Below are 22495 nucleotides of genomic sequence, written 5' to 3' on the forward strand. Positions count from 1 at the left end.
GGTGTCCCGCACACCGGGGGCGCTTTCGTACGCGCGTGCGCCCCCGGCGCCGACAGACCACCGATGATCCGGGAATCAGCGCAGGTCAGCGCGGTGTCGGTGGCATGTCGGCGCGCTGTCGGCGGCGCCTGTCACTCTGTGGTCATGACGCGAAACGACATGACGACAGCCCGGCGGGGCGGCGGCGACATCGCCATCTCCGTACGCGGTCTGGTCAAGCACTACGGCGAGACCAAGGCCCTGGACGGGGTGGACCTCGATGTACGCGAGGGCACCGTCCTCGGCGTGCTCGGGCCCAACGGCGCGGGGAAGACCACCCTGGTGCGCTGCCTGTCCACTCTCATCACCCCCGACGCGGGCACGGCCTCGGTCGCCGGGGTGGACGTCCTGCGCGAGCCGCGCCGGCTGCGCCGGGTCATCGGCCTCACCGGGCAGTACGCCTCGGTGGACGAGAAGCTGTCCGGCCGCGAGAACCTGTACCTGATCGGGCGGCTGCTCGACCTGAGCCGCGCGGACGCCCGCAGGCGCGCCGACGAACTGCTGGAGCGGTTCTCCCTGACGGAGGCGGCCAAGCGGGTCGCGGGGACCTACTCGGGCGGGATGCGCCGCCGGCTGGACCTCGCCGCCTCCATGATCGGCAGCCCCGCCGTGCTCTACCTCGACGAGCCGACCACGGGCCTGGACCCGCGCACCCGCAACGAGGTGTGGAGCGAGGTCCAGCGCATGGTCGGGGACGGAGTGACGGTGCTGCTCACCACGCAGTACATGGAGGAGGCCGAACAGCTCGCCGGTGAGCTGAGCGTGATCGACCGGGGCCGCGTCGTCGCGGGCGGCGCGGTGGACGACCTCAAGGCGCGGGTCGGCGGCCGGCTCCTGCGGGTGCGCCCGGCGGACCGGGCGGAGCTGCCCTCCCTGGCCGCCCTGATGGACGACAGCGGCCTCACGGGCCTCGCCACGGCCACCGTGGACGCCGAGAGCGGGAGCGTCGCCGTGCCGATCCTGAGCGACGAGCAGCTGACCGCGGTGATCGGCGTGATCGCCTCACGCGGCATGGCGCTCGCCGATCTCACCACCGAACTGCCCAGTCTGGACGAGGTGTTCCTCTCCCTGACGGGCCAGAAAGCCAGCCACATCGACGCGGAGCAGCCGGAAGACGCCGCTCCCGCCGTCCGAGAGAAGGTCTCCGCATGAGCGCCGCCACCGTCACGTCCTCCGCCATGGCCCCGAAGGGCGAGGGCCGGCTCGGCCTGCGGGCGAATCTGCGGCACACCGGGGCGCTGGCCCGCCGCAACCTGCTGTGGATCAAGCAGGACCCTGAGTCGATGTTCGACGCGATCCTGATGCCGATCGTGTTCACGCTGCTGTTCGTGTTCGTCTTCGGCGGCGCGATCGCGGGGAAGGGCAACCAGGGCGAGTACGTCAACTACGTCGTCCCCGGGCTCATGGCCATGATGGGTATGAACATGGCCATGGGGGTCGGTACCGGCTTCAACCAGGACTTCCAGACCGGGGTCATGGACCGCTTCCGGACCCTGCCGATCGCCCGGTCCTCGGTGCTGATCGCCAAGATAGTGGTCGAGGTCGGCCGCGGGCTGATCGCCGTGATGGTCCTGCTCGCGGTGGGTTTCGCCCTGGGCCTGTCGGTGTCCAGCGTGCCGGGCCTGTTCGCGGCGATCGGGCTGGCGATGCTCTTCGGCTCCTCGATCATGTGGATCTTCCTGACGCTGGGCGTCGTGATGAAGAGCGCCCAGGCGATCCAGGCGATGGGCTTCCTCGTGATGATGCCGCTCCAGTTCGGCTCCTCCATCTTCGCGCCGACCGCCTCGATGCCCGGCTGGCTCCAGGCCTTCACGGACTACAACCCGCTCTCGGCGCTCGCGGACTCGGCCCGGGGCCTGATCAACGGCGGTCCGCTGACGCACGGGATCACGGTGACGCTGATCTGGTCGGTGACGCTCACCGCGGTCATGGCGCCCATCGCGATCCACAAGTTCCGGACCCGCACCTGAGCGCGGTGCAGGAGGGCCGGGGCGGCGCGGATCAGTGCGCCGCCGCCGCGAGTGCGCGCACCAGGGCCAGGGATTCGTCCAGCGACAGGGCGGCGCCCTCGGCCCGGCAGCGCGCCAGCGTCCCGGCGTCGATCCCTTCCGCCTCGCCGTCCGGCCCGTCCCCCCGGGGGCGGGCGGTGTCGTTCGGCGGCCGCCAGTCGCGGATGTGCCGCTCGGTCTCCTCGAAGAGTTCGCGGTCCAGCGAGGTCAGGCAGTGGCCCTCCGGCAACTGTCCTTCGGCCGCGCCGAGCAGCCGGGCGGCGAGCAGGATGTCCTCGCGCTCGCCCGTGCCGGTGCCCCGGCGGGCGAGGGTGAGCGCGGCGATCTGGAAGTACCCGGACGGCAGGTGCGGGGCGATCATCAGCGCGAGCTGGTCGAGGGAGCTGTCCAGTCCCTTGCACAGATGCTCCAGCGCCTCGGCGTAGCGGCCCTCCAGGGTGTCGAGCCACGCGGTGATGCGCAGGAGGATTCCGTCGAAGACCATGAACGACGCGGCCTCGAAGTCGATCCGCAGCCGTTCGAGGGTTTCCCTGGCCTCGGTGGTGCGTCCGGTCCTGCCCAGGTGCATCGCGAGGAACATGCAGGCGGCGGGCAGCGCCTCGTTGCCCTGCGGGAGGTCCTGGTCGAGCAGGTCCCGCAGCAGTGCCTCGCCCTTGTCGCTCTCCCCCGACTCGATGAGCATTCCGGCGAGCCGTGCCTGGAGGATGCCCATCTGGCTGACGGCCCCGAGTTCACCGGCGTAGGTCGCGGCCTGCTCGTAGTCGGCGCCCGCCTCCTCGATCGCGCCCATGTGCTCGAAGGCCTCGCCCCGTGAGGACAGGGCCTCGGCGGCGCCCCAGATGTCGCCGAGTTCCCGGAACAGCCGCAGCGCCTCGTCGGCGTCGGCGCGGGCGTCCCCGGCCACGTCGGAGCGGCCGGCCAGCAGGTTGGCGCGGTTCTGCAGCGCGAGCGCCAGCTCCCAGCGGTAGCCGAGCTCCCGGCAGGCACGGACCGTCTCGTCGACCACCTCGCCGAGCCGGGCCAGGTCGGCGGTGAACACGACGGCGTAGAACCAGATGTTGCCCGGCGGCCGGCAGGTCTGCGGCAGTCCGGGCCGGTAGACCTCGGTGACGGTGCGCAGCCTCGCCCGCCCCGCGGGTTCCCGCCACTGTTCGAGTTGCATGTCCATGTGGGCGAGATGCACGAGGTGCACTCCGCGCCGGGCCTCGGCGAGGACCTCGGGGCGCATGGGCGGCGGCTGCTCGGTGCAGCTCGTGTACAGCGGCCGGGCGGGTTCCGCGCCGGGGCCGAAGGGGTCGGGGCCCAGCGCGGCGGCGGCCGAGGACCACTGCAGGGCCTCGGCGCGGGGGCCGCGGATCTGCCAGTACCAGGCGAGGGACAGCACGAGGCACAGCGCCTCCTGCTCGTTCCGGTCGCCTATGGCCTTGCGCAGGGCGGCCCGCAGGTTCTCGTACTCGCCCTCCAGCCGGGTGATCGCCTCGCGCTGGCGGAATCCGCGCAGTTCGGGGTCGGTGGTACGGGCGAGTTCGCGGTAGTGCACGAGGTGCGCGGCCCGCGCCGCCGCCTCGTCCTCCGCCTCGGCGAGCCGGGCCGCCGCGTACTCGCCGACGGTCTCCAGCAGCCGGTAGCGCATGCCGCCCGCCGGGGAGGGGGCCGCGACGACCAGCGACTTGTCGACAAGGGAACCGACCAGTCCGGCGACGTCCTCGGGCGGAACGCGGCCGGTGGCGCACACCGCTTCCGCGGCGGGCAGGTCGCAGCCGCCCGCGAACACGGACAGCCGGCCGAGCACCCCGCGTTCCCGCTCGTCCAGCAGGTCCCAGGACCAGTCGACCACGGCCCGCAGCGTCTGCTGACGGGGCAGCACGGTGCGGCTGCCGCTGGTGAGCAGCCGGAAGCGGTCGTCGAGCCGGTCGGCGATCTGGCGCGGCGTCAGCATCCGCAGCCGGGCCGCGGCCAGTTCGATCGCCAAGGGAAGCCCGTCGAGCCGGCGGCAGATCTCGGCGACCGCTCCGGGGTCCTCGTCAGCCCGGAAACCGGGCCGGGCGGCGGCTCCGCGTTCGGCGAAGAGGCGTACGGCGTAGGGCTCGGTGAGCGGGTCGACGGGGCGCAGTCGCTCCCCCGGTACGCCGAGGGGCTCCCGGCTGGTCGCGATGACGGTCAGCTGGGGGCAGCGTTCCAGGAGGGTCTGGGCGAGGTGGGCCGCGGCGTCGACGACGTGCTCGCAGTTGTCGAGGAGCAGCACCATGTGGCGCGGGGCGCAGTACTCGGTGAGCCGGCTGAGGGCGTCGTCCCCGTGCCGTTCGGTCGCGACCCGCATCTCCTCCGCGCCGACGCCGCGCAGGACGGTCTCGCGCGCGCCGACCGCGCCCAGGACGGCGGCGGGCACCGCTTCCGGATCGCTGACCGGCGCCAGTTCGGCGAGCCACACGCCGTGCGGGAACGCGCCCGCGAGGGTCTCGGCGGTCTCCTGGCTGAGCCGGGTCTTGCCCGAGCCGCCGGGGCCGAGCAGCGTCACGAGCCGCGCGCTGGTGAGGTCCTCGCGCAGCGCGGCGACCTCGGCCTCGCGGCCGACGAAGGAGGTCAGCCGGGCCCGCAGGTTGCCGACCCCGGCCGGGGCGGCGGGCGCCGGGGAGGCGGGCACGTCGCCGCCCGGGCGCGGCTCGGGGCCTCCGGGCGCCGGCGGACCCTCACGGCGGTGCGGGTCGCCCCGGACGAGGGCGGTGTGCAGGGCCCGCAGTTCCGGTCCCGGTTCGGTGCCGAGCCTCTCGACGAGGGTCGCGCGGACCCGGGCGTAGGCGTCGAGGGCCTCGGCGGCCCGGCCGGTGTCCCGCAGGGCCCGCAGCCGCAGGGCCTGGAGGGGTTCGTCGAGCGGGTGGACGAGGCACAGCGCGGCGAGGTCGGGCAGGGCCTGTTCGGCGTGGCCGAGGGCGAGGGCGGCCGAGAGGCGCGCGGTGCGGGCCATGTGGGCCAGCCGCTCCCAGTGGGCGGCCTCGGCGGTGCGCTCGGGCAGGTCGGGCAGTGGGGGTTCGCGCCACAGCCCGAACGCCTCGTCCAGCAGTGCGGCGGCGCGCGGGGCCTCGCCCCGGTCGAGCGCGGTACGCCCTTCGGCGGCGAGCCGGGCGAAGCGGTGCAGGTCGACGGCGTCCGGTGCGGCGGTCAGCCGGTAGCCGGCCTCGGCCGAGGCGATCTCCCCGGCGCCCAGGACGCGCCGCAGCCGCCCCACGAGGGCCTGGAGCGCCCCGTGCGGGTCGGCGGGCGGCTGGTCCCCCCACACCTCGTCCACGAGGGCCGAGGCGGGGACGGTCCGCCCGGCCCGCAGGGCGAGCACGGTCAGCAGTGCGCGCAGCCGGGCCCCGCCCAGCGGGACGGCCGTGCCGTCGGGGCGGAGAACGGTGGTGGTGCCGAGGACGCGGTAGCGCACGCCCCCATTGTGTACGCCACGCGCCCCCGCCCGTCACTGACCTCGGCGCCACCTCCCCGCACCGCACACGGGTCACCCGGAACGTGGGCTCGCACCGGACCGTCGAGAACCGGACGGACGGGACGAACGGCCGGGAGGCCGGGGCGGACGCGTTCTCAGCACGGCGCGTACGCGGGGGGCCGGGGCGACCGGGAGCCGCTCAGCCGGTGACGGCCGGCCGCGATCGACGACGGCCTCTGCAGCACCGAGCAGTGCGCTCCGAGGCCACGACGCCCACCGCCTTCCGGCAGTTCCGCGTGGAGGTGCTCAAGCCACCCGTCACCGGTCGTCGTCCGCGGGCTTCGCCCGCGTTGGTACGTTCCTCGTACCCGCCCGGCCCCCGTAGTTCAGGAGCAGCCCGTATGACGACCGCCCCTTCCCGCAGTGACCGGCGGATCAGTCCGGTGTTCCTGGGGCTCGCCGCGGTCGCGGCGGTCTCCGGCTGGGCCGTGTGGACGCGGTACGCGGACGCCACGGCGTTCGCGGTGTTCCTGTTCGTGACCGCGATGTGGGTCGTGTCGCTGTGCCTGCACGAGTACGCGCACGCCCGCACGGCGCTGCACAGCGGGGACATCTCGATCGGCGCCAAGGGCTATCTGACGCTGAATCCGCTGAAGTACACGCACGCGCTGCTGAGCATCGTGCTGCCGGTGCTGTTCGTGATCCTCGGCGGTATCGGGCTGCCCGGTGGCGCGGTCTACATCGAGCGCGGGCGGATCCGGGGGCGCTGGCGGCACAGCCTGATCTCGGCGGCCGGCCCGCTGACCAACGTGCTGTTCGCCGTGGTGTGCACGGCCCCGTTCTGGCTGGACGCGCTGGACGGGGTGCCGGTCGTCTTCCGGTTCGCGCTGGCCTTCCTGGCGCTGCTCCAGGTGACGGCGGCGATCCTGAACTTCGTGCCGGTGCCGGGCCTGGACGGCTACGGGGTGATCGAGCCGTGGCTGTCGCACGGGGTGCGCCGGCAGGTGGAGCCCTTCGCGCCCTTCGGGCTGATCGCGGTCTTCGGGCTGCTGTGGGTGCCGGAGGTCAACGCGGCGTTCTTCGACGCGGTCGACGCGCTGCTGCGCGGGCTCGGGGTGAGCGACGTCGAGACGTACTGCGGCCGGGACCTCTACCAGTTCTGGCGCGAGCGGGACGGGTTCTGCGCCTCTCTGGGCTGAGCCGGGGGCGAGGGGCCCGGTCTCGTCTCAGCCGGTGAAGGCGGACTGCCCGGCCTCGCGTGCCTGCTTCTCGAACTTGGCGCGGCGCGCGTAGTACCAGGTCATGTTCGAGGAGATACCGGCGATCAGGACCCAGACGATCCCGAGCCAGCTGCCCTGGACGAAGGAGACGACCGCCGCCGCGACGGCGAGGACGCAGACGACGACGGAGTACAGAGCGAGGCGGGGCATGGGGGTCGGCTCCTTGTCCGGATACGGATGTGGCGTGCCCGACCAGTGTCCCCCATGCCCCGTGTGCCCCGGTCCTGGGCCCGGTCCGCGAGGCGGGGCCCGGGACCGGCGGCTCAGACGTCGGTGACGCGCAGACCCGCGTGCGCCTTGTACCGGCGGTTGACGGAGATCAGGTTGGCGACGAGGGACTCGACCTGGTGGGCGTTGCGCAGCCGCCCCGCGAAGATCCCGCGCATCCCGGTGATGCGGGCGGCGAGGGCCTGGACGAGGTCGGTGTCGGCGCGGGCTTCGCCGAGGACGAGCACGTCGGTGTCGATCTGCTCGACGTCGGGGTTCTGCAGCAGGACCGCCGAGAGGTGGTGGAAGGCCGCGGTGACCCGGGAGCCGGGCAGCAGGGCGGCGGCCTGTTCGGCGGCGCTGCCCTCCTCGGGCTTGAGCGCGTAGGCGCCCTTCTTGTCGAAGCCGAGCGGGTTGACGCAGTCGACGACGAGCTTGCCCGTGAGCTCCTCGCGCAACCCCTCCAGCAGGGGCTTGTGGCCCTCCCAGGGCACGGCGACGATCACGATGTCGCTGCGGCGGGCGCACTCGGCGTTGTCGGCGCCCTCGACGCCCTCGCCCAGTTCGGCGGCGGCGGCGGCCGCGCGTTCGGCGGCCCGCGAGCCGATGATCACCTTCTGGCCCGCGCGGGCCAGCCGGTAGGCGAGTCCGCGGCCCTGGTCTCCGGTGCCGCCGAGCACGCCGACGACGAGTCCGGAGACGTCGGGGAGGTCCCAGGGGTCCCTGGCGGGCGGCTTCTGCGCACTGTCGGTGGAAGTCATGACGGCAGCGTACTGGCTGGTAACGCCCGGCCGCGTCCGGCGCCGGAGCCGGCGTGCACGCGTCCGGCCACCGCCGGGACGGAGGGCCGGGGCGGCCGGCGGCGGCACGAGCGGCGCCCTCACCCTGCCGGATCTATGGTGGAAAACGGACTGATCACACATACCCGGCACCCCTTGGGGGCGGCATGGCTGACGAGGAACTCGACCCCCGGCAGGACGAGCGGGCCGAGCGGGACGACGCCGAGGAGTCGGAGGAGGAGCACCTTCCCGCGCCCGCCTCCGGCCAGGAACCGGCGCGGGCGGGCAACCCCGGCGGCGATCCGGACGTCCTGCTCGACGTGCCGCAGTTGCACGTGGACGAGATCGATCTGGAGGTCGAGGACCTGCGGGCCCGGGTGTCCCTCCAGGCCGAGGTGCTGGACCTGCTCAAACTCAACGTGGGCGCGGACGTGGCCCTGGGCCGGGTCCAGCTCGGCATCCGGGGCGTGGACGCGCAGGCCCTGCTGAAGGTGCGGCTGGACAACGTCGCGCAGATCATCAACCGGGTGCTGACCACCATCGACCGCAACCCGGAGATCCTGGCGAACCTCACCTCGGGCCTCGGCTCGGCCGCCGGTGACCTCGGCCAGGGCGCGGGCAAGGCGGTCCAGGACGTGGGCGAGGGCGCCGGGGAGACGGTGAAGGAAGTCGGCCAGGGTGCGAGCAAGGCCGTCGAGGATGTGGGCGAGGGCGCCGGGGAGACGACCAAGGAGGTCGGCCGGGGCGCGGGCAAGGCCGTCGGAGACGTCGGTGAAGGCGCCGGGGAGACGACCAAGGAGGTCGGGCGAGGAGCGGGCGAGGCGGCCTCGGACGTCGGCGAGGGCGCTGGGAAAACGGCCGGTCAGGTCGGCGACGAGGCCGGGAAGACCGTGGACCGCGCCGGGGAGACGGCGGGCGCGGCGGCCGGTGGGGCGGGTGACGCGGCGGACGACGTGGTCGGCCAGGCGAGTGACGCGGCCGAGAGCGCCGGCTCCTCGGGTTCTTCCGGCTCCACCGGCGGCACGGACGAGGCCGAGGACCAAGCCGAGGACGAGGACGAGGACGAAAACGGGGACGGGGACGACTCCGGCACCGGAAGCGGCGGTCGCACGGTCGACGAGTCGGGCCGCACGGCGCGCAAGGCGGGCAGGGCGGCGGCCCGTACCCGCAAGCGGGTGGGCGGCGCGGAGACGGGCACCTCCGGACGGTCGGCGGAGGCCGCCTCGCGGCGGCGGCCCGCCCGCCCGCACCAGCGCGAGGAGCCGCCCTGAAACGGCACCGTCGCCCCCGGGGACGAGGAGCCCGGGCCGGACGACATCGAACTGACCACGTCGGTGGAGGCCCAGGAGCTGCGCTTCGGCTCGCCCCCGCGGACCGCCGTCCGGTTTCCCGGCTCGTACGGCCGTGAGTCGGTCTCCGGCAGCGACCGCGAGAACCTGCCCGATCCGGTGGAGACCGGGGTCGACTACCACGACGTCCGCGTGCTGTGGCGGATGGCGACCCGGCTCCCCCGCCGGGGCCGCCGCCGAGACCCCTGAACCTCTCCCCGGCGTTTCGGGCCGCTCCCCTCACCCCGGCCGGGTCACTCCCCGGCCTTGGGGTCCTTCCACTGCGGGTCGTTCTCCCACTCCTTGTTGCGTTCCTCGGCGGTCCGCATCGCGTGCTCGGCCTCCGAGGGCGTGGAGTAGGGCCCCATGCGGTCCTTGGAGGGACACTGCGGGCCCTCCTCGACCTTTCCGTGCTCCAGGCAGTAGTACCACTCGCCTGGCTTTCCGCTTCCGCGCTTCCTGAACAGGGCCATGACCGGTCCTCTCTCGGGCTCCTGTGCCCATCGTGCCCCAGCCGGGCCTGACTAGACTCGCCGATATGTCTGGCCAGTCACTTGTCGTACCAGGGGAGATCACTCCCAAACTGTCCGTCCCGGGGAACATCCGGCGTCCGGAGTACGTGGGCAAACCCGCGCCGACGCCGTACACCGGGCCCGAGGTCCAGGACGCGGCGACCATCGAGGCGATGCGGGTCGCGGGGCGGATCGCGCGCCGCGCCATGGACGAGGCCGCGAAACACATCCGGCCCGGCGTCACCACGGACGAGCTCGACCGGGTCGCGCACGCCTACATGGTGGACCACGGCGCGTACCCCTCGACGCTCGGCTACCGGGGCTTCCCGAAGTCGCTGTGCACCTCGGTCAACGAGGTGATCTGCCACGGCATCCCGGACTCGACGGTGCTGAACGACGGGGACATCGTGAACCTCGACGTGACCGCGTACATCGGCGGGGTGCACGGCGACAACAACGCGACGTACCTGGTCGGCGAGGTGGACGAGGAGTCCCGGCTGCTCGTGGAGCGCACCCGCAACGCGCTGGACCGGGCGATCAAGGCGGTGCGGCCGGGACGGCAGATCAACGTCATCGGCCGGGTCATCGAGTCGTACGCCAAGCGCTTCGGCTACGGCGTGGTGCGGGACTTCACCGGGCACGGGATCAACCGTTCCTTCCACTCCGGGCTGATCGTGCCGCACTACGACAGCCCGCACGCCACGACCGTCATGCGGCCGGGCATGACCTTCACGATCGAGCCCATGCTGACCCTGGGGACGTACGACTACGAGCAGTGGGACGACGGCTGGACGGTCGTCACGAAGGACCGCAGGCGGACCGCGCAGTTCGAGGAGACCCTCGTGGTGACGGAGACGGGGGCGGAGATCCTGACGCTGCCTTAGCGCGCCTCCCCGCGCGCCCCTCGCCTGGCGGCGCGGGCGTGGCGCGAGGGCCGTGGCGGGACGAGAATTCCTTACCGACAGGTCGTCGGGAACCAGTTGACTTAGGTTTACCTAAGTTGGATGATCGTGCTGGTTCCCGCCCTTTCGGCTCCCCTCGCTCCCCGGAGGTCCCCTTGGACACCCCGCCGGACACCACCGAGACCGCGTTCTCGGCCGTCATCCGCTCCGCGTCGCACGCGCAGCACACCGAGGCCGAGACCTCGACGTTCATGAGCGATCTGCTGGGCGGGCGGCTGGGTGTCCCGGCCTACGCCCGCTACACCGAGCAGCTGTGGTTCGTGTACCGGGCGCTGGAGGAGCACTCCGGCGCGCTCGCGGACGATCCCGTGGCGGGCCCCTTCCTGCGGCCCGAGCTGACCCGGCTGCCGGAGCTGGAGCGGGATCTGACGCATCTGCTGGGCGCCGGATGGCAGCGGCGGGCACAGGCCCTGCCCGCCACCGAGGCGTACGCGCGGCGGGTCGCGGAGTGCGCGCGCGAGTGGCCCGGCGGCTATGTGGCCCACCACTACACGCGCTACCTCGGTGATCTGTCGGGCGGTCAGATCATCCGGGACAAGGCCGAGCGGACCTGGGGCTTCGCGCGCAAGGGTGACGGGGTGCGGTTCTACGTCTTCGAGAGGATCGGCAATCCGGCGGCCTTCAAGCGGGAGTACCGCGAGCTGCTGGACGCGCTGCCGCTGGACGAGATCGAGCGGCCGCGGGTCGTCGAGGAGTGCAAGCGGGCCTTCTCGCTGAACACGGCCGTCTTCCGCGCGCTGGGCGAGGAGTTCCCGCTCGCCGCCGCCTGATCCCCTCCCGGCGCACCGGCCGCCCGGTCCACAGCGAAGCCCCCACGTCCTGCGGGCAGGACGCGGGGGCTTCGCTGTGAGGTGCCCGGGACGCGGTCAGCGCGTCACGTGAGGCGGGTGAGTCACTTGCAGTACGGGACGTACGACAGGTTCTTCACGTAGCGGGCGGCGACCCAACCCTTGCGCTCCGACAGCTTGTACCAGAGGTCGTTGCCGTCGACGTTCTGGTTGTGCACCTTGCAGCGGAGGCTGATGACGGTGCCCGGCTTGAAGCTGCCGAGGTAGGCGGAGTTGGTGGTCGGCCTCTCGCGGATCGACAGCGGCAGACGGGAGACGACCTTGCCCTTGGGGTAGGCGGCCTTCGTCTGCTCGGCGGTCACGACGCCCGTGGCAGGAGCGTCCTTCGGAGCGGCCGCGAGGGCCGGCGTCGCGAAGGCGGCGCCTGCCATCAGGGCGCCGGCGAGGACGGCGGTGACGCGGTGCCCGGCGTGCGGTGCGCGCATGGTTCTCTCTTCTCTCGGGTTCTGTGCCCCGGGACTGCCCCGGCTGCCCTCCCTTCATCGCATGCCGGCGGCGCGAAGTGCCGCAAGGAAACGGTCAGTTCACTCGCATGGTGGCGCCTGTGTCCAGCCACCGGCGGACACCAGCCGCACCCGGCCGCCGATCTCGACCCGTCCGTCGGGGCCCGGGGCGGTGAGGATCTGCGAGCCGTGACCCTGGGTGATGTTGAGGGCGCGACCGAGGTGCCGGCTCAGGGCGAGGGCCGCGGAACCGGTCGCCTCGTCCTCGTCGATCGCGTCGCCCCGGCCGGGGAACCCGCGGGCCCGCACCCGGCCCGCCGCCTCGTCCTCGAAGGCCCAGGCGTACTGCCAGCCGTGTCCGGGTTCGGGGACGGGCAGCGCCTCGACCTCGGCGACCGAGCCGTAGCGGACCGGTACGCGGTCGGCGGCCCAGTCCGGGTCGGCGGAGATCCAGGCGAACTCGCCGTCGAAGCGCGCGTCCACCGGCCCCACCCCGGGCAGCAGCTCGGGCAGGTCGAGCAGCCACGCGCAGCCGACCAGGGGATGACCGGCGAAGGGCAGCGGGACGCTCGGGGTGTAGATGTCGACCACGCCGCGCTCCGGGTCGTCGACGAACACGGTCTCACTGAAGCCCAGTTGTGCGGCGTACGCCTGCCGCTCGGCGCGGCCCGGAACGGCGGAGCCGTCGCGTACGACGCCCAGGGCGTTTCCGTGCCCGCCCCGCGCGTCGCAGAAGACGCGCAGGACGTCGGGTTCGGGCCTTCGCGGTGCGCTCATGGCGGCATTGAAACAGGGCGGGCCCGCCGCCGGGAAACCGGCGCGGACGCGCCGGCCGGGGCCTCGCGCGGGCACCGGCCCCTCCGGGCGCCAGGAGCACACGCGGTGTCCCCCCGCACTCCTGGCGCGGGGGGACACCGACGGGTCAGGACCGGACCGTATCGCGCCTGCGGGCGAGGTACACGGCACCCGCGCCGGCCGCGGCTGGGGGCGCGGGAGGTTCTTTCCGGCGTGGACCTGGTGGTGCGCGCGGGCGAGGTGCTCGCGCTCGTCGGGCCCAACGGGGCCGGTAGGTCGACGCTGCTCGCCGCGCTCGCGGCGGACGTCCCGGTGGCCGGTGGCCGGGTGCTGGCCCTCGGCCGGCCGGCGCCTGGACGGCGGCCGAACTGGCCGTGCGGCGGGCGGTGTTGCCGCAGCCGGCCGCACTGTCCTTCCCGTTCGCGGCGGCGGAGGTGGTGCGGATGGGCCGCGCCCCCTGGAGCGGCACCCCGCGCGAGGACGAGGACGGCCCGGCGGTGCGCGCGGCGATGGCGGCGATGGCGGCGATGGCGGCGATGGCGGCGACCGAGCTGACCGCGTTCGCGCCGCTCTCCTTCTCGGCGCTCTCCGGCGGGGGCTGCTGTCCCGCGGGTACCGGCAGGAGGTGGAGGTGCTGCCGCACCCCTCGGCCGGTGTCCCGCTGGTGCTGCCGGTACGCGGGTGAGGAGCGCGGGCCGCGCGCACCAGGGACGGGCCGTGTTCCAAGCGCCGTACGAGGCCCGCCCCTTGGCGATTCCCGGAGAGTCGCTTGACGCCGCCTTTGCCGAATGCCGGGGATGAGACGTGAATCACTGGAAGGATGGATTCGGCATAGGTAAGGCTGGGCTAAGTTATTGCTGCCTCACGGGGCGGCCCGGGCTGTCGCCGCCTGCGGGGCGCCCGGCAGGGCACCCTCCTCCCCCGGTGGCGCTTCGGCACCGCCGCCTCCTTGTCCCTGGAGCATCCATGCGAGCCGTCCGTCTCTCCGTCCTGACCGCCCTCGCCGGGGCGACAGCCCTGGGCGCCCTGACCGGCTGCACCGAGAAGAGCGAGGCGAAGAACGGCGACGGCGCCATCAAGGTGACGGCGGCGGACAGCCGGTGCGACACGACGGCGAAGACCGCGGAGGCCGGGAAGGTCACCCTCGCGATCCAGAACAAGGGCGAGCGCGCCACCGAGGTCGAGATCGTCTTCCCCGACGGCCGGATCGTCTCCGAGAAGGAGAACATCGGCCCGGGCACCTCGTACACGCTCACCGCCGAGATCAAGCCCGGTTCCTACGAGATCGCCTGCCGCCCCGGTATGAAGGGCCACGGCGTGCGGCAGAAGCTCGACGTCACGGGCGGCTCGGCCGCCCAGCGCGATCCGAAGCTCGACCAGGCCGTCCTGGACTACCGCAACTACGTGCAGGACCAGGCCGATCAGACCCTGCCGAAGGTCAAGGTCTTCACCGACGCGGTGCGCGCCGGGGACCTCGCGGCCGCGAAGAAGGCGTACGCGCCCTCCCGGATCGGCTGGGAGCGCACCGAGCCGGTCGCGGAGTCCTTCGGCGACATCGACCCGAAGACGGACACGCGCGCCGACGGCCTGGAGAAGGGCCAGAAGTGGACCGGCTGGCACCGTCTGGAGAAGGCGCTGTGGCAGGACGGAAGGATCGGCCCCGCCGAGAAGCAGCTCGCGACGCAGCTCGACACCGACCTGAAGGACTGGCAGCGGCGTGTGGGCCGCGCCGAGATCACCCCCACCTCGATGGCCAACGGGGCGAAGGACCTGCTCGACGAGGTCGCCACCGGCAAGGTCACCGGCGAGGAGGAACGCTACTCGCACACCGACCTCGTCGACTTCAAGGCCAACGTCGAGGGCGCCGAGAAGGCGTACGCGCTGCTGAAGCCGGTCGCCGCGAAGAACGACGCGCAGCTGACCGCCGAGCTCGACAAGCGGTTCGCCGCCCTCGACAAGGAACTGGACGCCTACCGCCCCTCCCCCGGCTCCTACGCGTTCACCTCGTACGACAAGGTCACCAAGGAGCAGCGCAAGAGGCTCTCGGACGGTGTCAACGCGCTGGCCGAGCCGCTGTCGAAGCTCGCCGCGGCCGTCGTCGGGAAGTGACCGGCGTGAGCACCGAGCGGGAGGACACGGCGCCGGACCAGGACCCGGCGCCGGACGCGGACGGGGCCGGGGCCCCCGCCGGGCACGGGACTTCGCGCCGGGCCCTGCTCGGCTGGGGTGGCGCGGGACTCGTGCTGGGCGCGGCGGCGGCCGGCGGGACGGCGGCGGCGCTGGGCTCGGAGCCGGACGGCGCGGTGGCGGCCGTCCCCTTCCACGGCGCGCACCAGGCGGGCATCGCGACGGCCGTGCAGGACCGGCTGCACTTCGCGGCCTTCGACGTCACGACGCGGGACCGCGCCGAACTGGTCGCGCTGCTCAAGGAGTGGACGCGGGCGGCGGCCCGGATGACGGCCGGGCACGCCGTGGGCGAGGGCGCCTTCGGGATGCCCGAGGCCCCGCCCGACGACACCGGTGAGGCGATCGGCCTCGCCCCCTCGCGGCTCACCCTGACCTTCGGCGTCGGCCCCTCGCTGTTCTCCCGCTTCGGCCTGTCGGGCCGCCGCCCGGACGCGCTCGCGGAGCTGCCCGCCTTCCCCGGCGACCATCTGGAGCGGGCCCGCAGCGGCGGCGACCTGTGTGTGCAGGCCTGCGCCGACGATCCGCAGGTCGCGGTGCACGCGATCCGCAACCTCGCGCGGATCGGCTTCGGCACGGTCGCGGTGCGCTGGTCCCAGCTCGGCTTCGGCAAGACCTCCTCGACGACGCCGGGCGCGCAGACCCCGCGCAACCTGTTCGGCTTCAAGGACGGCACGAGCAACGTGTCCGGCGAGGACGCCGGGGCGCTGGAGAAGCACGTGTGGGTCGGCGCGCAGGACGGCCCGGAGTGGATGACCGGCGGCTCGTATCTCGTGGCGCGCCGTATCCGTATGAACATCGAGGTGTGGGACCGGACTTCGCTCACCGAGCAGGAGGACGTGTTCGGCCGCGACAAGCGGGAGGGCGCCCCCGCGGGGAAGGCGAAGGAGCGCGACGAACCGTTCCTGAAGGCGATGAAGCCGAGCGCGCACGTGCGCCTCGCGCATCCGGACGCGCACGGCGGGCACCGCATCCTGCGCCGCGGCTACTCCTTCACGGACGGCACCGACGGGCTCGGCCGGCTGGACGCGGGCCTGTTCTTCCTCGCCTACCAGCGCGATCCGCGGACCGGCTTCGTGCCCGTGCAGCGGGCGCTCGCGCGGCACGACGCGCTCAACGAGTACATCCAGCACGTGGGTTCGGCGCTGTTCGCGATCCCGCCCGGGGTGCGGGACGCGCGGGACTGGTGGGGCAGCACGCTGTTCTCCGGCCGGCCCTCCCCCCGGTCCACTCACTCCTCCTGAGGACGCCATGTTCGCCAATTACCTCATCGGGCTGCGCGAAGGGCTCGAAGCGAGCCTCGTCGTCTGCATCCTCGTCGCGTACCTCGTCAAGACGGGCCGCAGGGACGCCCTGCGGCCGGTCTGGACCGGGATCGCCGTCGCGGTCCTCCTCGCGCTCGGCTTCGGCTGCGCGCTGACCTTCGGTTCCCGGGAGCTGACCTTCGAGGCGCAGGAGGGGCTGGGCGGTTCGCTGTCGGTCCTCGCGGTGGGCCTCGTGACCTGGATGGTGTTCTGGATGCGGCGCACCGCCCGGCACCTGAGGTCCGAACTGCACGGGAAACTGGACCAGGCGCTCGTCATGGGCACCGGGGCGCTGGTCCTGACGGCCTTCCTCGCGGTGGGCCGGGAGGGGCTGGAGACGGCGCTGTTCGTGTGGGCCTCGGTGCGCGCCTCGGGCGACGGGACGCACGGGCCGCTGATCGGGGTGGTGCTGGGACTCGCCACCGCCGTCCTGCTCGGCTGGCTGTTCTACCGCGGTGCGATCCGCGTCAACCTCGCGAAGTTCTTCACGTGGACCGGCGCGATGCTCGTCGTGGTGGCGGCCGGGGTGCTGGCCTACGGCTTCCACGACCTCCAGGAGGCCGACGTGCTGCCGGGCCTCACGCGCCTGGCCTTCGACATCAGCGGCGCGATCCCGCCGGACAGCTGGTACGGGACGCTGCTGAAGGGCGTGTTCAACTTCCAGCCCGATCCGACCGTCCTCCAGGTCACGGTGTGGGCGCTGTACCTCGTACCGGTCCTCCTGTTCTTCTTCGCCCCGGTAGGGTTCGGGCGCGGAAGCGGTACGGGGAGGGTGAGGCGAACTCATGAGCGGGCTGCCGAAGAGGGGGCTGCCGAGGCGGGTCCCGGGGTCTCGGCCTGACGGTGCGGGCGGGAGTGCCCGGGCACACCGCCGGGGGCGCCGCCTCGCGACGGGCGCGGCCCTGCTGACGCTCGCGCTCACCGCGAGCGGCTGTGTGACCGTGCACGGGGAGGACGCGTTCGTCCCGACGGCGACGAGGGGCGAGGCCGCGCGGGCGCTGAAGGAGTTCACCGGCGCGTACAACGCGGCGGCGCGCGCCCTCGATCCGGCGCTCGACGAGGACGTGCTCGCGGGCCCGTTCGGCGCGATCACCCAGGACGGGCTGCGCAGCCGGCGCGCCGGGCACCCCGGGGGCGCGCCGAAGGCGGTCCCCCTCCAGGTGTCCGACGTGCGCTACCTGATCCCGCGGCAGAAGGGCTGGCCGCGCTGGTTCGTCGCCGACGCGGACACCAACCGGGACCGGGACGGTGTGCCGGGCCAGGACACCCGCTGGTTCTTCGTGTTCACCCGCTCGGGGCCGGAAGCGGCCTGGCGCGCCACCTACCTGTCGATCCTCACCCCCGACGAGATCCCCGCCCTGCGCGTCGACGGCGAGGGCCACCCGGTGCCCGCCCCGCCCGGCGACCTGAGCGCGCGCTACGCCCGGTTCCTCCAGGACGGCCGGGGCGGACGGTTCGCACCCGGTCAGCACACGACGCGCTGGCGGGCGGACCGGAAGAAGGCCGCGAACCGGCCGGGCTGGACGACGCAGTACGCCGACGAGGCGGCGGCCGGCGGAACGTACCGGCCGTGGGCGCTGCGCACGCGGGACGGCGGGAAGCTCGTGTTCTTCGCGTCCCGGCACTACGAGCGGCGCACCGCCGCGCCCGACGTGCGGATCACGCTGCCCACCGGGGTGAAGCCGCTGCTGAAGGGCGAGGTGAAGCGGTCCTACACGCTGGAGTACACCTCGAACGAGGCGGTCGTGGTGCCGAAGTCGGGGCCTGCGGTCTTCCTGAACCGGCTCCAGGGCGTGACGGGGGCGCAGGGCGGCTGAGGACGGCCCCGGGAAAACCGCCTCCGGGGGCCGCCTCGCGGGTCACCGTCCGCTCACCGGCCGCCGTGCGGCCAGCTCGCCACGTCGGCCTCGCCGCCCGCCCCGCCGGCGGCGACGGCCACGGCGTCGGTCAGCGCGTCCAGCAGGCTGAGCGGGTCGACCAGGGGGTGTTCGGGGCCGCGCAGCCAGGACACGCCGAGTCCGGGCTCGCCGGGGAGCCGGGCGGGCGGGACGAGGACGTAACTGCCCCGGCAGTGCCAGCGCAGGCCGGGGTGCTCGTCCATCGTCTCGGGGTGGCAGTCCAGTTCGCAGGGCCACCACTCGTCCTCGTCCTCGGGGGTGCCCCGGGTCGTGGTGAAGAACAGCATGCGGCCGTCGTCGCTGACCGCGACCGGGCCGACCTCGACGCCCTCGTCCGCGAGCCGGCGCAGGGCCTGCTCCCCGGTGCCGTAGGGCACGTCGAGGACGTCGTGGACCATGCCGGTGGCGGTGATGAAGTTGGCCTCGGGGTCGTGCGCCGCCCAGCGTTCGACCTGGCCGCGGTCGTGCGTCGACTGGGTCTGCCACGCGAAGGAGACGGGGTGCCGGCCCGGTGTGGGGCATCCCACACGGTCGCACGAGCAGCGGTAGCCGTCGGGGTGCGCGGCGGGGGCCAGGGGCAGTCCGGCCGCCGCGGCGGCGAGCAGCAGCGCGGTGCGTTCCCCGTCTCCCGGGTCCTGCTCGGGCCGGTGCCTGGCTCCCCGCTGCCACCACTGGGAGAACCGGCTCTGCCCGTCTGACCGTCGGCCGAACGCTGCGCCCATCAATCCCCTCACGTCGTCCTGGTGCGCTCCATGGTGCCACCATTCGCCACAGGGCCGGACTCCGGTCCGTCCCGCGGACCCCGCGCACCGGTGCTCACCCCGGGCTCACCGGGGGCGCACCGAGAGGCTCACCGGGGCCAGGGGTCGCCCCAGTCGGCGTTCCTCGCGTCCTTGTAGAGCGGGCCCTGGCGTTTGGTGACGGTCGCGCGGCGCAGGGTGTCGTCGGGTTCGCACAGCTCCAGCAGGACCTGTCCCTTGCGGATCTGGGGGCGGCGCAGGACGCGGGCGGGGGCCCGCCGGGGCGGGAAGCGGGTGGCGGCGACGTAGCTGAACTTCTCGTCCTCGTACGGGAGGGAGCCGCCCTTGACCTGGCGGTGCAGGGAGGAGCGGGCGACCCGCGCGGAGAAGTGGCACCAGTCGGTGCCCGGCGCTATGGGGCAGGGCGCGTCGTGCGGGCAGGGCGCGGCGACGTGCAGTCCGGCGTCGAGCAGTCGCGCGCGGGCGGCGAGGACACGCGCGTAGCCCTCCGGGGTGCCGGGCTCGGTGATCACGACGGCCCCGGTGGTGACGGCTGCCGCCGCCGCGTCCACGACGGCGGCCCGGTCGGCCTCGGTGAGTTCGCCGAGCACGTAGGACACCGTGACGAGATCGCTGCTCTCGACGGTGAGCGCCGCTCCGATCCTGCTGCGGCGCCACTCGGCTCCGCGTACGGCGGGGAACGGGGAGGCGGCGGCGAGTTCCCGGCCGAGGTCGAGGGCGGGCTGCGCCCAGTCCAGTACGGTCACCGGCCGCCGCCCGTCCCACAGCGCCCCGGCGGCCCAGACGGCGGCCCCGGTGCCGCCGCCGATGTCGGTGTGGAGGGCCGGGCTCCAGCCGGGGGCGGCGTCGGCGAGGGCGCCGAGGGCCGCGCGCATCGCCTCGAAGGTCGCGGGCATCCGGTACGCGGCGTAGGCGGCCACGTCGGAGCGGTCGCGCAGGACCGGGGCGTCGGTGGGGGTGCGGCCCCGGTAGTTGGCGATGAGCCGTTCGACGGCCTGGGCGGCGCTGCGCGGGGGCAGTCCGTCGAGGAGCCCGGCGAGCGCGGCGCGCAGCGCGCTCGCGGGGTCGGCCGGGGCGGCGGAGGCGGGGGGCAGGGGGTGGTTCACCCGGGAATTCTAGGCAGCCGACGGGCCCGGCCCCGGCGGCCGGGCGCGGGAGCGGCCCGCGGGAGCGGCCCGCGGGCGGGCAGGCCCTCAGCCCGCTCCCCGTACGGCCCGGCGCAGTCGGGTCGCGGCGCGGGCGCGCGGGGTGCTGTCGGGGGTGGTGCGGCGCGGGTGGACGGTGGTGGCGAGCAGGACGAGGAAGGTGTCGGTGGCGCGGTCCACGACGAGGGAGGTGCCGGTGAAGCCGGTGTGCCCGGCGGCGTACGGTCCGGCGAGTTCGCCCATGAACCAGGGCCGGTCGACCTCGAAGCCGAGGCCGAGGTCGAGCATGAGGGCGACGTGGTCGGCGCCGAGCACCCGGGCGGTGCCGTAGGAGCCGCCGCCGAGCAGGGTGCGGCAGAACACGCCGAGGTCGCGGGCGGTCGAGAACAGTCCGGCGTGCCCGGCGACCCCGCCGAGGGCCCAGGCGTTCTCGTCGTGCACGACGCCGCGCAGCGGGCCACGGTCCACCTTGGCCCAGGGGCGGCGCTGGTCCTCGGTGGCGGCGGCGCCGGGCGCGGGCCCGAAGCGGGTCGCGGTCATGCCGAGGGGCCGGGTGACGCCCTCCTCGATCAGCCGGTCCAGCGGCCGCCCGGTGACGCGTTCGAGGAGCTGCTGGAGGATCAGCATGTTGAGGTCGGAGTAGATCCGGGTGCCGGGCTCGGCGACGGGCTCCTCGACGCGCAGCGCCTCGATCCGGGCCGCCCGGTCCGGCAGGTCGTACAGCGGGAGTTCGGGCCGCAGTCCGGTGGTGTGGGTGAGCAACTGGAGGACGGTGAGGCCGTGGTGCGCGGCGGCCGGGTAGTCCGGCAGGTGGTCCGCGACGGGGGCGTCGAGGCCGAGGGTGCCGCGTTCGATCTGCTGGAGCGTGGTGAAGGCGGTGAAGAGCTTGGTGAGGGAGGCCAGGTCGAAGGGGGTCGCGGGGGTCACCGCGACCCGTTCGGCGCGCGGCAGTTCGACCGGCCCGCCCAGCTCCTCGTCCCAGCCCCGGTAGCGCAGCGCCCAGCCCGCCGCCGCCTCGACGGCGACGACGGGTCCGCGTCCGGCCAGCACGACGAGGCCCGCGCACCAGGGGGACGGGCCCTCGGTGAGGGCGCGCGCCTCCTGGACGAGGAGCTTGGTCTCCTGCGGGTCGAGTCCGGCCCTGGCGGGGCTGTCGTACCGCAGTCGCGGGATGTTCAGTCCTCGCTCACCTCTTCCGCCGGGTGGGGCCGCGCCTCTTTCGCGGAGGCCGGGAGCTTCTCGGTGCGCACCGTGGCGGAGGCGCGGCCGGCGCCGGGCCGGCACAGCGCGAGGAAGCAGCCGAGGGCGATCAGGACGCTCGTGAGCTGCACGACGGCCATCGGTACGGCGGTGTGCTCACCGGCGATCCCGACGAGCGGGGAGGCGATGGCGCCGATGAGGAACGAGGAGGTGCCGATCAGCGCGGAGGCGGAACCGGCGGCGTGCGAGGCGCGCTGCAGGGCCAGGGTCTGGGCGTTGGGCAGCACGAGGCTCATCGAGGACATCAGGACGAAGAGTCCCACGGCGACCGGGACGAGGCCGGCCTTGCCGAACACCCCGGAGGTCATCACGAGCAGGGCGAGCGCGGCGACGGTGATCAGGCACAAGCCGGCGGCGGCGGCCTTCTCCAGGCTGACCCGGCCGACCAGGACGCGTCCGTTGATCTGGCCGACGACGATCAGCCCGACCGAGTTGACGCCGAACAGCAGGCTGAAGGTCTGCGGAGAGGCGCCATAGATTTCCTGCATCACGAACGGCGAGGCGCTCACGTAGGCGAACAGCGCGGCGAAGGTGAACCCGCCGACGAGGACGTGCCCGGCGAAGACGCGGTCGGCGAGCAGCGAGCGCATGGTGCCCAGCGCCTCGCGGGTGCCGCCGGTGTGCCGGTCGGCGGGGGCCAGGGTCTCGGGCAGGCGGCGCAGCACGACGAGGGTCAGGAGGGCGCCGACGACGGTCAGGACGACGAAGATCCCGCGCCAGTCGGTGAACCGCAGCACCTGTCCGCCGATGAGCGGGGCGACGATCGGGGCGACCCCGGAGATCAGCATGAGGGTGGAGAAGAAGCGGGCCATCTCCATGCCGTCGTACAGGTCGCGCACGACGGCGCGGGCGATGACGATGCCGGCGGCTCCGGCGAGGCCCTGGAGGAGCCGGAAGCCGATGAGCAGGCCGACGCCGGGCGCGAAGGCGCACACGGCGGTGGCGGCCACGTAGATGACCAGTCCGATGAGCAGCGGCCGACGTCGCCCCCACCGGTCGCTCATGGGACCGACGACGAGCTGGCCGAGGGCCATCCCGGTGAGGCAGGCGGTCAGCGTCAACTGGACGGTCGCCGCAGGCGAGTCGAGCGCCTCGGTGACCTTGGGCAGAGCGGGGAGGTACATGTCCATGGACAGCGGCGGCACGGCCGTCAGTCCGCCCAGGACGAGGGTGACGAGCAGGCCGGCGCGACGCTGGGCGGGGAGCCCCGGGGGCGACGCTGCGGCCTTGGATATCGGTCGGTCGGTACGGTCCTGTCGCGTGCCCTGGGCGCGCTTGGGCATTTCGCCTCTCCCCTTGGTGGAATCGGTTACCTAT

Annotated in this window: 21 protein-coding genes and 1 pseudogene; 12 read left to right on the forward strand and 10 right to left on the reverse strand. The window is 73.8% G+C overall.

Annotation, left to right across the window (positions count from 1 at the left end; all coding sequences use genetic code 11):
- Nucleotides 1–144 precede the first annotated feature (144 nt).
- Both AB0J21_RS14085 and AB0J21_RS14090 read left to right on the forward strand, forming a co-directional pair.
- The gene (locus AB0J21_RS14085) at nucleotides 145–1191 is read left to right on the forward strand and encodes an ATP-binding cassette domain-containing protein (RefSeq protein WP_363146151.1); all 1047 of its coding nucleotides are present in this window, start codon (nucleotides 145–147) and stop codon (nucleotides 1189–1191) included.
- The gene (locus AB0J21_RS14090) at nucleotides 1188–2009 is read left to right on the forward strand and encodes an ABC transporter permease (RefSeq protein WP_363146152.1); all 822 of its coding nucleotides are present in this window, start codon (nucleotides 1188–1190) and stop codon (nucleotides 2007–2009) included. The genes AB0J21_RS14085 and AB0J21_RS14090 overlap by 4 nt, the downstream gene beginning before the upstream one ends.
- A 31-nt stretch (nucleotides 2010–2040) precedes the next feature.
- Here the strand turns inward: AB0J21_RS14090 and AB0J21_RS14095 are convergent, their stop codons facing one another.
- The gene (locus AB0J21_RS14095; protein WP_363146153.1) at nucleotides 2041–5472 is read right to left on the reverse strand and encodes a BTAD domain-containing putative transcriptional regulator; all 3432 of its coding nucleotides are present in this window, start codon (nucleotides 5470–5472) and stop codon (nucleotides 2041–2043) included.
- 401 nt (nucleotides 5473–5873) lie between these two features.
- Here AB0J21_RS14095 and AB0J21_RS14100 point away from each other — a divergent pair, with 401 nt between their 5' ends.
- A complete protein-coding gene (locus tag AB0J21_RS14100; RefSeq protein ID WP_363146154.1) occupies nucleotides 5874–6671 on the forward strand; it encodes a site-2 protease family protein in 798 nt (265 codons plus the stop codon).
- Nucleotides 6672–6698: 27 nt separating this feature from the next.
- Here the strand turns inward: AB0J21_RS14100 and AB0J21_RS14105 are convergent, their stop codons facing one another.
- Complete coding sequence (locus AB0J21_RS14105; RefSeq protein ID WP_363146155.1) at nucleotides 6699–6902, reverse strand: hypothetical protein; 204 nt, start codon at nucleotides 6900–6902, stop codon at nucleotides 6699–6701.
- Between the two features lie 113 nt (nucleotides 6903–7015).
- The gene (gene npdG / locus AB0J21_RS14110; RefSeq protein ID WP_363146156.1) at nucleotides 7016–7720 is read right to left on the reverse strand and encodes an NADPH-dependent F420 reductase; all 705 of its coding nucleotides are present in this window, start codon (nucleotides 7718–7720) and stop codon (nucleotides 7016–7018) included.
- Between the two features lie 185 nt (nucleotides 7721–7905).
- Here npdG and AB0J21_RS14115 point away from each other — a divergent pair, with 185 nt between their 5' ends.
- Both AB0J21_RS14115 and AB0J21_RS14120 read left to right on the forward strand, forming a co-directional pair.
- Nucleotides 7906–9009: a hypothetical protein gene (locus AB0J21_RS14115; protein WP_363146157.1), complete on the forward strand. Its 1104-nt coding sequence runs from the start codon at nucleotides 7906–7908 to the stop codon at nucleotides 9007–9009.
- A 63-nt stretch (nucleotides 9010–9072) separates the two neighbouring features.
- A complete protein-coding gene (locus tag AB0J21_RS14120; protein WP_363146158.1) occupies nucleotides 9073–9276 on the forward strand; it encodes a hypothetical protein in 204 nt (67 codons plus the stop codon).
- Nucleotides 9277–9320: 44 nt separating this feature from the next.
- Here AB0J21_RS14120 and AB0J21_RS14125 read toward each other — a convergent pair whose 3' ends face one another.
- Complete coding sequence (locus tag AB0J21_RS14125) at nucleotides 9321–9539, reverse strand: hypothetical protein (RefSeq protein ID WP_363146159.1); 219 nt, start codon at nucleotides 9537–9539, stop codon at nucleotides 9321–9323.
- 65 nt (nucleotides 9540–9604) lie between these two features.
- Between AB0J21_RS14125 and map the strand changes: the two genes are divergently transcribed.
- Both map and AB0J21_RS14135 read left to right on the forward strand, forming a co-directional pair.
- Complete coding sequence (gene map / locus AB0J21_RS14130) at nucleotides 9605–10462, forward strand: type I methionyl aminopeptidase (protein WP_363146160.1); 858 nt, start codon at nucleotides 9605–9607, stop codon at nucleotides 10460–10462.
- Nucleotides 10463–10635: 173 nt separating this feature from the next.
- Complete coding sequence (locus AB0J21_RS14135) at nucleotides 10636–11310, forward strand: biliverdin-producing heme oxygenase (protein ID WP_363146161.1); 675 nt, start codon at nucleotides 10636–10638, stop codon at nucleotides 11308–11310.
- A gap of 122 nt (nucleotides 11311–11432) precedes the next feature.
- On the opposite strand, the gene AB0J21_RS14140 is transcribed toward AB0J21_RS14135, so the two are convergent.
- Together AB0J21_RS14140 and AB0J21_RS14145 are read right to left on the reverse strand one after the other, a co-directional pair.
- Nucleotides 11433–11813, reverse strand: coding sequence for an SH3 domain-containing protein (locus AB0J21_RS14140; RefSeq protein ID WP_363146162.1), 381 nt, complete (start codon nucleotides 11811–11813; stop codon nucleotides 11433–11435).
- A gap of 99 nt (nucleotides 11814–11912) precedes the next feature.
- Nucleotides 11913–12608: a PhzF family phenazine biosynthesis protein gene (locus tag AB0J21_RS14145; protein WP_363146163.1), complete on the reverse strand. Its 696-nt coding sequence runs from the start codon at nucleotides 12606–12608 to the stop codon at nucleotides 11913–11915.
- Nucleotides 12609–12812: 204 nt separating this feature from the next.
- Between AB0J21_RS14145 and AB0J21_RS14150 the strand changes: the two are divergent.
- The 5 genes and pseudogenes from AB0J21_RS14150 to AB0J21_RS14170 all read left to right on the forward strand — a co-directional run.
- A pseudogene (locus AB0J21_RS14150) lies at nucleotides 12813–13222 on the forward strand (ATP-binding cassette domain-containing protein); the annotation flags it as partial.
- Between the two features lie 370 nt (nucleotides 13223–13592).
- Entirely contained in the window at nucleotides 13593–14735 is a 1143-nt protein-coding gene (efeO, locus tag AB0J21_RS14155) for an iron uptake system protein EfeO (protein WP_363146164.1), read from the forward strand.
- A 5-nt stretch (nucleotides 14736–14740) separates the two neighbouring features.
- On the forward strand, nucleotides 14741–16054 hold the full coding sequence (gene efeB, locus AB0J21_RS14160; RefSeq protein ID WP_363146165.1) for an iron uptake transporter deferrochelatase/peroxidase subunit: 1314 nt from the start codon (nucleotides 14741–14743) through the stop codon (nucleotides 16052–16054).
- A 7-nt stretch (nucleotides 16055–16061) separates the two neighbouring features.
- Nucleotides 16062–16955 (forward strand): iron uptake transporter permease EfeU, encoded by an 894-nt coding sequence (gene efeU, locus AB0J21_RS14165; protein ID WP_363146166.1) that lies wholly within the window; start codon nucleotides 16062–16064, stop codon nucleotides 16953–16955.
- A 94-nt stretch (nucleotides 16956–17049) separates the two neighbouring features.
- Complete coding sequence (locus AB0J21_RS14170; protein ID WP_363146167.1) at nucleotides 17050–17931, forward strand: hypothetical protein; 882 nt, start codon at nucleotides 17050–17052, stop codon at nucleotides 17929–17931.
- A 53-nt stretch (nucleotides 17932–17984) separates the two neighbouring features.
- On the opposite strand, the gene AB0J21_RS14175 is transcribed toward AB0J21_RS14170, so the two are convergent.
- The 4 genes from AB0J21_RS14175 to AB0J21_RS14190 form a co-directional block, all read right to left on the reverse strand.
- Entirely contained in the window at nucleotides 17985–18734 is a 750-nt protein-coding gene (locus AB0J21_RS14175) for a bifunctional DNA primase/polymerase (RefSeq protein WP_363146168.1), read from the reverse strand.
- Nucleotides 18735–18862: 128 nt separating this feature from the next.
- Complete coding sequence (locus tag AB0J21_RS14180; RefSeq protein WP_363146169.1) at nucleotides 18863–19879, reverse strand: small ribosomal subunit Rsm22 family protein; 1017 nt, start codon at nucleotides 19877–19879, stop codon at nucleotides 18863–18865.
- An 87-nt stretch (nucleotides 19880–19966) separates the two neighbouring features.
- Entirely contained in the window at nucleotides 19967–21097 is a 1131-nt protein-coding gene (locus AB0J21_RS14185; protein WP_363146258.1) for a serine hydrolase domain-containing protein, read from the reverse strand.
- Nucleotides 21094–22461: a multidrug effflux MFS transporter gene (locus tag AB0J21_RS14190; RefSeq protein WP_363146170.1), complete on the reverse strand. Its 1368-nt coding sequence runs from the start codon at nucleotides 22459–22461 to the stop codon at nucleotides 21094–21096. The genes AB0J21_RS14185 and AB0J21_RS14190 overlap by 4 nt, the downstream gene beginning before the upstream one ends.
- Between the last annotated feature and the right edge of the window lie 34 nt (nucleotides 22462–22495).

This window comes from Streptomyces sp. NPDC049954, assembly GCF_040656295.1.
GTDB lineage: Bacteria > Actinomycetota > Actinomycetes > Streptomycetales > Streptomycetaceae > Streptomyces.